This window comes from Bradyrhizobium cajani (genome assembly GCF_009759665.1).
Classification (GTDB): Bacteria; Pseudomonadota; Alphaproteobacteria; order Rhizobiales; family Xanthobacteraceae; genus Bradyrhizobium; species Bradyrhizobium cajani.
In genome coordinates, this window is sequence record NZ_WQNE01000014.1 from 110933 (window position 1) to 123897 (window position 12965).

7 protein-coding genes are annotated in these 12965 nt (G+C 65.8%); 2 read left to right on the forward strand and 5 right to left on the reverse strand.

Translation table 11 applies throughout. The annotated features are described in order from the left end of the window. Positions 1-32: 32 nt before the first annotated feature. From GPL20_RS18510 to GPL20_RS18525, 4 genes are read right to left on the reverse strand one after another with little or no spacing between them, the layout of a single operon-like run. Positions 33-3140, reverse strand: coding sequence for an efflux RND transporter permease subunit (locus GPL20_RS18510; protein WP_157330931.1), 3108 nt, complete (start codon positions 3138-3140; stop codon positions 33-35). Then, a complete protein-coding gene (locus GPL20_RS18515; protein WP_157330932.1) occupies positions 3140-6289 on the reverse strand; it encodes an efflux RND transporter permease subunit in 3150 nt (1049 codons plus the stop codon). Before GPL20_RS18515 ends, GPL20_RS18510 begins: the two co-directional genes overlap by 1 nt. 36 nt (positions 6290-6325) lie before the next feature. Continuing rightward, positions 6326-7717: an efflux RND transporter periplasmic adaptor subunit gene (locus GPL20_RS18520; protein ID WP_157330933.1), complete on the reverse strand. Its 1392-nt coding sequence runs from the start codon at positions 7715-7717 to the stop codon at positions 6326-6328. Continuing rightward, positions 7707-9191: an efflux transporter outer membrane subunit gene (locus GPL20_RS18525; RefSeq protein WP_373568209.1), complete on the reverse strand. Its 1485-nt coding sequence runs from the start codon at positions 9189-9191 to the stop codon at positions 7707-7709. Before GPL20_RS18525 ends, GPL20_RS18520 begins: the two co-directional genes overlap by 11 nt. Before the next feature lie 600 nt (positions 9192-9791). Between GPL20_RS18525 and GPL20_RS18530 the strand changes: the two genes are divergently transcribed. Together GPL20_RS18530 and GPL20_RS18535 are read left to right on the forward strand one after the other, a co-directional pair. Continuing rightward, a complete protein-coding gene (locus tag GPL20_RS18530) occupies positions 9792-11021 on the forward strand; it encodes an SAM-dependent methyltransferase (protein ID WP_157330935.1) in 1230 nt (409 codons plus the stop codon). Between the two features lie 97 nt (positions 11022-11118). After that, positions 11119-12153: a cysteine synthase A gene (locus tag GPL20_RS18535; protein WP_157330936.1), complete on the forward strand. Its 1035-nt coding sequence runs from the start codon at positions 11119-11121 to the stop codon at positions 12151-12153. 68 nt (positions 12154-12221) lie between these two features. On the opposite strand, the gene GPL20_RS18540 is transcribed toward GPL20_RS18535, so the two are convergent. After that, the gene (locus tag GPL20_RS18540; RefSeq protein WP_157330937.1) at positions 12222-12959 is read right to left on the reverse strand and encodes an amino acid ABC transporter ATP-binding protein; all 738 of its coding nucleotides are present in this window, start codon (positions 12957-12959) and stop codon (positions 12222-12224) included. Positions 12960-12965 lie beyond the last annotated feature (6 nt).

Consider the following 12965-nt stretch of genomic DNA (forward strand, 5'->3'; position numbering starts at 1 on the left):
GACACAGCGGCGCTGCGCCGTTGTGCACCTGTCTATTCCGCCGGCGCGCTCACTGGCCGCGGCTCCGACCGCCGCCGCAGGCGGTCGATCAACAGGTAAATCACCGGCGTGGTGTAGAGCGTCAGGATCTGCGAGACGAACAGGCCGCCGATGATGGTGATGCCGAGCGGACGGCGCAGCTCGGTGCCGGGGCCGGTCGCGACCACCAGCGGGATGCCGGCGAACAGCGCCGCCATCGTCGTCATCAGGATGGGGCGGAAGCGCGCCTGGCAGGCCTCGAAGATCGCCTCCGCCGAAGACAGGCCGCGCTGGCGCTCGGCGTCGAGCGCGAAGTCGACCATCATGATGCCGTTCTTCTTGACGATGCCGATCAACAGGATGATGCCGACGAAGGCGATCACCGTCAGCGGCGTGTTGGTGAGCTGGAGCGCCAGCAGCGCGCCGAGGCCGGCCGAGGGCAGCGTCGAGATGATCGTGAGCGGATGGGCGAGGCTCTCGTAGAGCACGCCGAGCACGATATACATCGCGACCAGCGCGGCGAGGATCAGCAGCGGCTGACGTCCACTGGTCCTGGCGAAATCGCCGGCGTTGCCGTCAAAACTGCCGCGGATGCCTTCCGGCATGTGCAACTCCTCGACCGCGCGCTGGATGTTCTGGGTGGCGGTCTGGAGCGGCACATCCGGCAACAAATTGAACGACACCGTGGTCGAAGGGAATGACTGCGAGTGATAGACGGCGAGCGCAGCCAGCCCGCGCGTCGCATGCACCACCGCCGACAGCGGCACCTGCGCGTCGCCCGCGCCGGCGACATAGATGCGGTCGAGGTTGGACGGGTCGACCTGGAATTTCGGATCGATCTCCAGCACGATCATGTACTGGTTGCGCTGGGTGTAGATGATCGAGATCTGCCGCTGCGAGAAGGCGTTGTTCAGCGCGTTGTCGATGTCCTGGACCCTGACGCCGAGGGCCGAGGCCTTCTGGCGGTCGATCGACAAAGTCAATTGAAGTCCGCCGGGATCGCGGTCGCTGGAGATGTCGGTGATGCCCTCGACGCTCTCCATGCGCTTGGCCACGATCGGGGCCCACTTCTGGAGCAGGCCGAGATCGGTGCTGGAGAGCGTGTACTGGTAGTCGGAATCGCTCTGCCGCCCGCCGGCGCGCACGTCCTGGGCGGCGAACATGAAGAGGCGGATGCCGGGCACCGGGTACAAGGCGCGCCGGAGGCGGTCGATCACGACCTGCGTCGAGACGTGGTCGCGCTGCTCCGGCGGCTTCAGGCTGATGAACATGGTGCCGCGGTTCGAAGTCGCCGCGCCCGGGCCCCCGCCTCCGCTGCCGACGGTCGAGCCGATGCCGGCCACGGCGGGATCCTGCATCACGATGTCGGCGAGCCGCTGCTGGAGGCCCAGCATCGACTGGAACGAGATGTCGGCCGAGGCGCGCGTCGCGCCGATGACGAAGCCGGAATCGTCGGTCGGGAAATAACCCTTGGGCACCTTGATGTAGAGAGTCACCGTGAGGGCGATGGTGGCGAAGAACACCAGCAGCGTCAGCAGCGGATATTCCAGTACGGTGCGCAAGCTGCGGGCGTAGAAGGCAACGATGCGCGACAGCGAGCCCTCGATCAGGCGATCGAACAGCGTCGCTGTCCCCGAGGTGGTCTGCCGGATGTAATGGGCGCAGATCATCGGCGTCACCGTCAGCGACACCAGCGTCGAGACCAGAATCGCGAAGGTCAGCGTCAGCGAGAATTCGCGCAGGAGGCGGCCGACGACGCCGTCCATGAAGATCAGCGGCGTGAACGCCGCGATCAGCGACAGGCTGATCGAGACCACGGTGAAGCCGATCTGCTTTGCGCCTTCCTGCGCCGCCTGGAACGGCCGCATGCCGTGCTCGAGATTGCGGAACATGTTCTCGATCATGACGATGGCGTCGTCGACCACGAAGCCGACCGAGATCGCCAGCGCCATCAGCGACAGATTGTCGATCGAGAAGCCCGCGACCCACATGCCGGCGCAGGTCCCGGCCAGCGCCAGCGGCACCGAGATGCCGGCCGCGATCGTCGGTGTGAGGCGTCGCAGGAAAACGAACACCACGATCATGACCAGCACCGCGGTCGCCAGCAGCGTCCACTGCATGTCGAGCACGCTGGCGCGGATCGTGCCGGTGCGGTCAACCAGGGTGGAAATCTCGACGCCGGCCGGAATCCACTGCTTCAGCGCCGGGATCAGCGCCTTCACCCGGTCCACCGTGTCGATGACGTTGGCATCGCCCTGCTTGGTGATCTGGATCAGCACCGCCGGCTGCTTGTTGAACCAGGCGATCGAGCGGGCATTGCGGACGGAATCTTCGATGTCGGCAACGTCGGAGAGCCGCACGAAATTGCCGTTCGAGCTCTTGATGACGATGTCGCGGAACTCTTTCGCCGTGCGCATCTGCTTGTTCAGCGACAGCGTCTCGCTCTGGCGCTCGCCGTTGAAGATGCCGACCGGGCCGAGCGGGTTGGCGTTGATGATCGCGGTCCGCACGTCGTCGGTAGCGATGCCGGCGTTGGAAAGCGCCACGGGATTGAGCTGTACCCGCACGGCTGGCTGGTCGGCGCCGGACACGGTCACATCGCCGACGCCCGGCACCTGCGAGATGCGCTGCGCCAGCACCGTATCGGCGACGTCGTAGATCGCGCTGGCGGACAGCGTCTTCGAGGTCAGTGCCAGCACGAACACAGGGGCGCCGGCGGTGTTCGCCTTGCGGAAGCGCGGCAGCGTCGGCAGGTCGCTCGGCAGGTCGACCAGCGAGGCGTTGATGGCGGCCTGCACGTCGCGGGCGGCCTTGTCGATGTTGCGGCCGATGTCGAACTGGAGCTGGATGTTGGTTGTGCCGAGCGAACTCGTGGACGTGATCTGGTTGATGCCGGCGATCTCGCCGAGCCGCCGCTCCAGCGGCGAGGCCACCGTCGCCGCCATCACGGACGGATCGGCGCCCGGCCGGCTGGCGGACACGAAGATGGCGGGGAAGTCGACATTCGGGACCGAGGCGACGGGAAGGAACTCGTAGGCGACGACACCCAGCAGGAACAACCCGATCGACAGCAGCGTGGTCGCGACCGGGCGGCGGATGAAGGGCTCCGAGATCGATGCCATCACTGCATCCCCTCGGTCGCGCCGGCGACCGGCGGGCCGCCGGATTCGGCCGGCGGCAGCGCCTGCTCGAGGCGGCGGTTGATGCGATCGAGCGCGAGGTAGATCACCGGCGTGGTGTAGAGCGTCAGCAGCTGGCTGAGCAGCAGGCCGCCGATGATGGAGATGCCGAGCGGAAAGCGCAGCTCGGCGCCGGTGCCGCTCTCGATCGCGAGCGGCAGCGCGCCGAACAGCGCCGCCAGCGTCGTCATCATGATCGGGCGGAAGCGCAGCAAACAGGCCTGCACGATCGCCTCGTTCGGCGACATCCCCTGCCCGCGCTCGGCCTCGAGCGCGAAGTCGATCATCATGATCGCGTTCTTCTTGACGATGCCCATCAACAGGATGATGCCGATCAGGCCGATCACCGAGAGGTCCTGCCCGCACAGCACCAGCGCCAGGATGGCGCCGACGCCGGCCGAAGGCAGCGTCGAGAGGATCGTGATCGGATGGATGTAGCTCTCATAGAGCACGCCCAGCACGATGTAGATCGTGATCACGGCGGCGAGCAGCAGCCAGGGCTGGCCGGCGAGCGCCTTGGCGAATTCGGCGGCATCACCGGCATAGACGCCGACGATGCTGTTGGGCATGCCGATCCGGGTCTCGATCGTCTTCACGGCCTCGACGGCATCGCCGAGCGCCGCGCCTGGCGCGAGATTGAAGCTGAGCGACACGGACGGGAATTGCGCCTGGTGCGAAATCGCGAGCGGCGCGGTGGTGCGCGTCAATGTCGCCACGGCCGATAGCGGCACCTGGGCGCCTGGCGCCCCCACCGTGGCGCTCGCGGCGCCCGGCAGATAGAGCTTTGACAGGATCGAGGGATCGCGCTGGTACATCGGCAAGGCTTCCAGCACCACGCGGTACTGGTTGGCCTGGCCATAGATGGTCGAGATCTGCCGCTGTGCGAATGCGTCATTCAGCGTGTCGGTGATTCCTTGCAGGCTCACGCCGAGCTGGCCTGCACGGGTGCGGTCGACCGTGAGCTGCGCCCGCAGGCCGCCCTCCTGCGCTTCCGAGGAGACATCGCGGAACAGCGGATCGCGGCGCATCTCCGCAACCAGCTTGCCCGCCCATTCCGACACCAGCGTCGCATCGGTTCCGGTCAGCGTGTACTGGTATTGCGAGCGGCTCGACTGCGTCGAGATCTGCACGTCCTGCACCGGCTGGAAATAGACGGTCATGCCGGGGATGCGGGCCACCCTCTCTTTCAGCCGGGTCACGACGACGCTGACGTCGTCGCGCCGCTCGCCGCGCGGCTTCAGCGTCATGACGAGACGGCCGACATTGGTGGTCGGGTTGACCGAACCGGCACCGATCACGGAGACGACGCCGACCACGTCGGGATCGGCCTTGATGGCGTCGGCGGCCTCGGCCTGCCTCTTCTGCATCTCCGCGAACGATACGTCCGGTCCTGCCTCCGTCACCGCCGTGATCGAGGCGGTATCCTGGAGCGGCAGGAAGCCTTTTGGCGCGACGACATAGAGGACGAGTGTCGCAACCAGGGTGGCGAAGGTCACGACCAGCGTGGCGCGCTGGCGCTCGAGCACCCAGAGCAGCGTGCGGTGATAGAATTCGACGGTACGGTCGATGAAGCGGCTGATCGCAGCCAATCCCGGCACCGCCAGTTCCTCATGCGCGTGCTTGAGCAGGCGCGAGCACATCATCGGCGTCAGCGTCAGCGAGACCACGGCGGAGGTCACAACCGCGATGGTCAGCGTCAGCGCGAATTCGCGGAACATGCGCCCGACGAGCCCCGACATGAACAGCAGCGGGATGAACACCGCGATCAGCGACACCGTCAGCGAGATCACGGTGAAGCCGATTTCACTGGCGCCCTTCAGCGAGGCCTCCATGGCACTCTCGCCGTTCTCCATGTGGCGGACGATGTTCTCGATCATGACGATGGCGTCGTCGACGACGAAGCCGGTGCCGATGGTCAGCGCCATCAGCGACAGATTGTCGAGGCTGAAGCCGGCAAAATACATGATGCCGAAGCTCGTGATCAGCGACAGCGGCAGCGCGACGCCGGCGATCAGCGTGGCCCGCAGCGAACGCAGGAACAACAGCACCACCAGCGTCACCAGCACGACGCTGAGGATCAGCGTGAATTGCACGTCGCGCACCGAAGCGCGGATGGTGACGGTGCGGTCGGAGACGATGGTGAGGTTCACGCCGGCCGGAATCGCGCGCTGGACCTTGGGGATTTCGGCGCGGATCTGGCTGACGACGTCGATGACATTGGCGCCGGGCTGGCGCTGGATGTCGATGATGACCGCGGGCGTGCCCTGGTACCAGCCGCCGGTGCGGTCGTTCTCGAGGCCATCGACGATCTGCGCGACGTCGGCGATCGTGACCGGCGAGCCATTCCGGTAGGCGATGATGACAGGCTTGTAGGCGTCGGCGGCGGCGATCTGATCGTTGGCGGCGATGATGTAGGATTGCTGCGCGCCGTCGAGCGAGCCCTTCGGGCCGGAGACGTTGGCATTGGCGATCGCGGTGCGCAGATCCTCCATGGCGATGCCATAGGCGGCCAGCCGCGCCAGATCGGCCTGGATGCGCACCGCCGGCTTGAGTCCGCCGAGGACGGAGACCCGCCCCACCCCGGAGATCTGGCTCAGCCGCTGCGCCAGGATGGTGTCGGCGATGTCGCTCATCGCCCGTAGCGAGATCGTGTCCGAGCGCAGCGCCAGCGTCATCACCGGCGCATCCGCCGGGTTCACCTTGGCGTAGGTCGGCGGGTAAGGCAGCGTCTTGGGCAGCACGCCGGCCGCGGCGTTGATCGCGGCCTGCACGTCCTGCGTCGCGCCGTCGATGTCACGGTTGAGATCGAACTGGAGCGAGATCTGGCTGACGCCGAACGAGCTCGTCGAGTTCATCGCCGACAGCGATGGGATCTGCCCGAGCTGCCGCTCCAGCGGCGCGGTGATCAGCGAGGCGATCACGTCGGGGCTCGCGCCGGGAAGCTGCGTCGTCACCTGCACGGTCGGGAAATCGACCTGCGGCAGCGCCGAGACCGGCAGCGCGAAATAGCCGAGCGCACCGCCGATCAGGAGCGCGATGCCGAGCAGCGATGTCGCGATCGGCCGTCGGATGAAGGGTTCGGAGACACCCATGTTCTGCGCCTGCCGCTTAAGCGGCTGTTGTCGGGATCATGGCTGCTTGGCTCCACTTCCCGCTGCCCCCGGCCCCGGTGCCGGCCCGGTCTGCCCCTTCTGGTCGCCTTCGCTGCTCTTGCGCTTGGCGCGGAACTCGCCGTCCTTGCCTTGTTCGTCCTTCTGGCCCTCTTTCGCGCCATCCTTCTTCTGGGCGTCAGGCCCGCGCGAGCGCTTGCGCGGCGCGAGATCGGCCGAGGGAGTCTGGTCGTCGCGGCCGACGATCACCTTCGAGCCGTCGGACAGATTGGCAAAGCCCGTGGTGACGACCCGGTCGTTCGGCGACAGGCCCGAGGCGATCACCGCGTCATGCTCGTTCTGCTGCGTCACCGTCACGGGCTTGGCCGAGACGACGTTGTCCTCGCCGATGACGTAGCTGAAGGTCCCGATCGGACCACGCTGCACCGCCGATGTCGGCACCACCAGGGCCTGGATCAAGGTCTCGACCTTGAGGCGGACGTTGACGAACTGGCCCGGCCAGAGCTGGTAATTGGCATTGGGAAACTCGGCCTTGAGCTTGAGCGTGCCGGTGGTCTGGTCGACCTGGTTGTCGATGCCGGTGAGCTTGCCGGTGTCGATCACGGTGATGCCGTCATTGCCGAACACGTCGACCGCCAGCGCACCCTTCGCTGCCGCGGCGTTGACGCGCATGATCTGCTGCTGCGGCAAGCTGAACCACACCGCGATCGGCTGCAATTGCGTGATCACCACGAGGCCCGTGGTGTCGGAGGCGTGGATGATGTTGCCCTGGTCGACCTGGCGCAGACCGACGCGGCCCGAGATCGGCGCCACGATCTTGGTGTAGCTCAGCGTCGCCGCGGCGTTATCGATCGCGGCCTGGTCCGCCTTCACCAGCGCCTCGGTCTGTGCGACCAGCGCGCGCTGGGTGTCGGCCTGCTGCTTGGAGCCGGCATTGGAGGCGGCAAGCTGCTCGTAGCGGGTGAGGTCAATGCGCTGGTTGGCGAGCTGGGCCTGGTCCTGCGCCTTTTTGGCCACGGCCTGGTCGTACTGCGCCTGGTAGATCGCCGGATCGATTTCGCCGAGCACGTCGCCCTTCTTGACGTCCTGGCCTTCGGTGAAGTTGACCGCGATCAGCTTGCCGTCGACCTGCGAGCGCACGGTCACGGTGTTGAGCGCGCGGATCGCGCCGACGCCGTCGAGATAGACCGGCACGTCCTGGATGCGCGGGGTCGCCGCGAGCACCGGGACCGGCAGGTCGGGCCGCTGGTTGCGGTTGTTGGCCTGCTGTTGATGCATCACGGTCCAGCCGAGATAACCGAGGCCGCCGAGGATCGCGAGCGTGATCAGCGTCATGACGAAGCCGCGGCCGCGCGACTTCTTCGCGCCGGCCTCCTTCGCATCAGCCTTGGTATCCGGCTTAAAGAGCATTGACCGGTTTCTCCATTCGCGGCTCCCAGCCGCCGCCGAGCGCCTGATACAGGCTGACGATCGCGAGCAAGCGGGCCAGTTGCGCCTGTGACAGCGCGTCTTCCGCCTGGAACAGCGTCAGTTGGGTGTTGAGCACGGTCACAATGTCGGCGGTGCCGGCGCGCAACTGCTGCTCGGAGAGATCGAAGGCGCGGCGCGAGGCGGCGACGACGTCGCGCTGCAATTGCAGCTTGATCGTGGTCTGCTTGATCGAGAACAGCGCATTGTCGACGTCGGCAAAGGCCTGGACGATGGTCTTGCGGTAGGTCTGGAGCAGCTCGTCCTGCCGCGCCTTGGCAAATTCGAAATTGCCGAGGATCTTGCCGCCGTCGAAGATCGGCTGCGTGGCGCTGCCGACGAGCTGGAAGAAAGCCGCATGGGGCTGGAACAGCGATACCAGCGCCGAGCTCTGATAGCCGCCATTGCCGGTGAGCTGGATGGTCGGAAAGAACTGCGCACGGGCATTGCCGATGTTTGCGGTCGCAGAGGCTAGCTGCGCCTCCTGCCGGCGGATATCGGGCCGCTGCGTCAGGATCTCCGACGGCAGGCCGGGCGTGACGCGCGGGATTGCGATCCGGTCCAGGGAGCCGCCGAGCACGCGCACGCTCTCCGGCGGCCGCGATACCAGCACGGCGAGCGCGTTGACGTTCTGGTCGAGCGTCTGGCGCAGCGGCGGCACCAGGGCCTTCTGGTTGGCGAGCACGCTTTCCTGCTGGGCGACGTCGAGATCGGTGCCGGTGCCGGCCTTGCGGCGCTCGCGGATGGCATCGAGGATGCGTTGCGCGCTCGCGATGTTGCGCTGGGCGGTGCGCAGGCGGTCCTGCGAGGCCAGCACCTGGAAATAGGCGTTGGCGACGCCCGCGAGCGTCGTCAACGCTACGGTGTCGCGATCGAAGCGGTTGGCGTTGGCGGTCTCTTCCGCCGATTGCAGCGCGTCGCGGTTCTGGCCCCAGAAGTCGAGCTGGTAGCTCGCGCTGAGCGAGGCCGAATAGTTGACGACTTCCCGCCCGCCGATGGACAGGCCCGAGGCGCTCGAGCCGGAGGTGCGTGAATAGGTTTCCGATCCGCCCGTCGACAGGCTCGGCAGCAGCGCCGCGCCGGCCTGCCGCGCCTGCGCGTCCGCCTGGACGATGCGCGAGACGGCGGCGGCGATGTCGAGGTTGACGGTCTGCGCCTCTTCCATCAACTGCGTCAGCTCAGTGGAGCGGAAGCCGCGCCACCAGTCCAGCGACGGCGGCGCATCGCCCTTTCCGGCGTATTTGTATTGCCTGGGAACGTCGAGCGCGGGATCCGGAAGATCCTGCGTCAGCACGCACGCTCCCGAACTCGCGGCAACGCACACCACCGCGAACCAGCGCGCCGCACGCCGTGTCCGGGAAGCGGAGCCAAGAGATCGCCACATGGCGACCGCCGGAACGTCCTGTGTCACATCCACCCCCTGCCCGGCAGATCGAACCGCCACCGCGCCGCCGGATTAACCGATTCGCGGCGGGACGGTCGGGGGGCTTTGGACAACTCGCTCACGGCGGTGATGGCTTTCTGCGGAACCTGAGAGGTATATTAGCCGGGCGCGGAACAGCGGGACAGTCCCGCACCTGCGAAACGAACCCCCGAATACGCCGGCACCGAGATCACGAAAACTCACAATGTGCCTGTGTCACAGGGGTTTTTCGTATTCCTGAACTGCCACCAAGCGCGCTCAAGCTTACCAAGATTTCATGTGATATCACCGCCACACCGGCAACAGAGCCACCGAGCCCGGCATGCCGGCGTCGGTTGCCGGCCGCGATGCACAGCCGCGCGTCGAGACGATCAGCCGTGGCCGTCGCCGGCGGCAGACGTTGGAATGGCGCAGTGCCGGCCGTCGCCCGGCAAAGCGATGCCGAAACCACCTTGGCGGCGGATGAAACGTGCACCTATATTATTCCTTTCTGCTGACCGTTGGCGGGCGCGCTCGGGGTCCAGCAAGAACGGCCAAGGTGGGCGCGCGCTGCTCGCGATCGGCACCATACCGGTTCAGGTAATGGATTTGCCGATGCCGAAACCCATCTCGGTGACGCCCGACAACATCGAAACCGTGCTTGCCGACCTGCCGCGCATCGTTCGCCTCGCGCTCGCCTTCGGCTCGCGGCTGCGGCGCGGGACGCTCGACGTCATCCTGCCCGACGGTCGCATGATCCGGCTCGGCGGTCAGGAGCCGGGTCCGAACGCGGTGATGCGACTGCACAATTTCGGCTTCGCCTCACGCCTCATCAACGGCGGCGACATCGGCATCGCCGAGGCCTATCTCGCCGGCGAATGGGATACGCCGGATCTCACGCAATTCCTCTATCTGTTCTGCGTCAACCACGACCTGATCCAGGCCATGCTGCGTGACAAGCCGCTGATGCGCCTCGTGCAGATGATGCAGCACTGGCTCAATCGCAACACCCGCCGCCAGGCCCGGCGCAACATCCACGCCCATTACGACATCGGCAATGCGTTCTATTCGGCCTGGCTGGATCCCAGCATGACCTATTCCTCGGCCCTGTTCGAGGAGGGTACCAGCGATCTCGCCGCTGCGCAGACCAACAAATATCGCAGGCTCGCCGAGGCGCTCGATTTGAAGCCGGATCAGAAGCTGCTCGAGATCGGTTGCGGCTGGGGTGGCTTCGCTGAGTTCGTCGCAAAAACCTTCGGTACGAGCGTGGTCGGCCTGACCATCTCGACCGAGCAACGCGATTTTGCACGCCGGCGCATTCACGAGGCGGGCCTTGCCGAGAAGGTCGAGATACGTCTGCAGGACTATCGCGACGAGCGCGACCGCTACCACCGCATCGCCTCGATCGAGATGATCGAGGCCGTGGGCGAGCAGTTCTGGCCGAAATACTTCGTGCAAATGCGCGACCGGCTGCTGCCGGGCGGGCTTGCCGGCATCCAGGCCATCACCATCCAGGACAAGCTGTTCCAGAGCTACCGGCGCGAGGTCGACTTCATCCAGCGCTACGTCTTTCCCGGCGGCATGCTGCCCTCGCCCGGCGTGCTCAAATCGCTCGGCGACCGGTTCGGTGTTCCCGTCATCCGCGAGCGCATCTTCGGGCAAGATTATGCCAAGACGCTCGCCACCTGGCGAAATAACTTCCGCGCGGCCTGGCCGGGCCTCGTGCCGCTCGGTTTCGACGACCGGTTCCGGCGGCTGTGGGAATACTACCTCTCCTATTGCGAGGCCGGATTCCTGTCCGGGAATATCGACGTCCGGCAGGTCATCTTCGCAAAGCAGCAATAAGAGTTTGCGGGATGAGGCTTGCAAGGGTCGCTTGTAAGGCCAGCGACCCTACTTTAGGGTCGCGCCCATCTTGTGAACCAGCCGGTAATTGCCTGACATGACCATCAAAAACGACGTTGTCGAAGCCATCGGCAACACCCCGCTCATCAAGCTCAAACACGCCTCCGAACTGACCGGCTGCACCATCCTGGGCAAGGCCGAGTTCATGAATCCGGGCCAGTCGGTGAAGGACCGCGCCGGCAAATGGATGATCCTGGAGGCGGAAAAGCGCGGCGAGCTCAAGCCGGGAGGCCTCGTGGTGGAAGCGACCGCCGGCAATACCGGAATCGGGCTGGCCGTCGTGGCGAGCGCCCGCGGCTACCGCACGCTGATCGTGATCCCGGAGACGCAGAGCCAGGAGAAGAAGGACTTTCTGACGTTGTGCGGCGCCGAGCTGATCGAGGTGCCGGCCCTCCCCTACGCCAATCCCAACAACTACCAGCATGTCGGCCGGCGGCTCGCCGACGAGCTGCGCAAGACCGAGCCCAACGGCGTGCTGTTCGCCGACCAGTGGAACAACCTCGACAATGCCAAGGCGCATTACGAGTCCACGGGGCCCGAGATCTGGGAGCAGACCGGCGGCAAGGTCGACGGCTTCGTCTGCTCGGTCGGCAGTGGCGGCACGCTCGCCGGCGTCAGCCGCTATCTGAAGGAGAAGAACCAGGCCGTCCGGATCGCATGCGCCGATCCGCATGGTGCGGGCATGTTCGAGTATTTCAGGACCGGCGAGGCCAAGGCGACGCCGGGCGGCTCGATCACCGAAGGCATCGGCCTCAACCGCGCGACTGCGATCGTCGAGACCGCGAAGGTCGACGAGTCCTATCTCATTCCCGACGCCGAAGCCGTGACCGTCATCTACGAGCTGCTCCAGCACGAGGGTCTCTGCCTCGGCGGCTCCACCGGCATCAACGTCGTCGGCGCGATACGCCTTGCCAAGCAGCTCGGGCCCGGCAAGACGATCGTGACCGTGCTCTGCGATTCCGGCAGCCGCTATCAGTCGAAGCTGTTCAATGCCGACTTCATGCGCGCCAAGAACCTGCCCGTGCCGGAATGGCTGGAGAAGCGCAGCAACATCAAGCCGCCGTTCGTCTAGAGGCGAATGGTGCGTGGCGAATAGCGAATGATAGCGCCGTATTCGCTACTCGCCATTCGCTACTCCCCCTACCGCAGGATCTGGCTCAGGAACAGTTTCGTGCGCGCGTGCTGGGGCGCGGCGAAGAACTCGTTGGGCGTGTTGGCCTCGATGATCTGGCCCGCATCCATGAACACCACGCGGTTGGCGACCTCGCGGGCGAAGCCCATCTCGTGGGTCACGACCAGCATGGTCATGCCCTCCTCGGCGAGGTCGACCATGGTGTCGAGCACCTCCTTGACCATTTCGGGATCGAGCGCCGAGGTCGGCTCGTCGAACAGCATGACCTTCGGATTCATCGTCAGTGCACGGGCGATCGCGACGCGCTGCTGCTGGCCGCCGGACATCTGCCCCGGAAACTTGTTGGCCTGATGCGGGATCTTGACCCGCTCCAGGAATTTCATTGCGGTCGCCTCGGCGTCCCTCTTGGGGATGTTGCGCACCCAGATCGGCGCCAGCGTGCAATTGTCCAGCACGGTCAGATGCGGAAACAGATTGAAGCTCTGGAACACCATGCCGACCTCGCGGCGCACCGCATCGATGTGCTTGAGGTTCGGCCCGAGCGCGATGCCGTCGACGACGATCTCGCCCTCCTGGAATTCCTCCAGCGCATTGATGCAGCGGATCAGCGTCGATTTGCCGGAGCCTGAGGGGCCGCAGATCACGATGCGCTCGCCCTTCTTGACCTCGAGGTCGATGTCGCGCAGCACGTGAAATTCGCCATACCATTTGTTCAGGCCGGAGATCTTGACGATGGGGTCGGACATGATGAG

Excerpts from the sequence above, each read along its gene's own strand:
- GPL20_RS18510 (WP_157330931.1), bottom strand. The coding sequence starts at position 3,140 with ATGGCATCGATCTCGGAGCCCTTCATCCGCCGCCCGGTCGCGACCACG.
- GPL20_RS18515 (WP_157330932.1), bottom strand. The coding sequence starts at position 6,289 with ATGGGTGTCTCCGAACCCTTCATCCGACGGCCGATCGCGACATCGCTG.
- GPL20_RS18520 (WP_157330933.1), bottom strand. The coding sequence starts at position 7,717 with ATGCTCTTTAAGCCGGATACCAAGGCTGATGCGAAGGAGGCCGGCGCG.
- GPL20_RS18530 (WP_157330935.1), top strand. The coding sequence starts at position 9,792 with ATGCCGAAACCCATCTCGGTGACGCCCGACAACATCGAAACCGTGCTT.
- GPL20_RS18535 (WP_157330936.1), top strand. The coding sequence starts at position 11,119 with ATGACCATCAAAAACGACGTTGTCGAAGCCATCGGCAACACCCCGCTC.
- GPL20_RS18540 (WP_157330937.1), bottom strand. The coding sequence starts at position 12,959 with ATGTCCGACCCCATCGTCAAGATCTCCGGCCTGAACAAATGGTATGGC.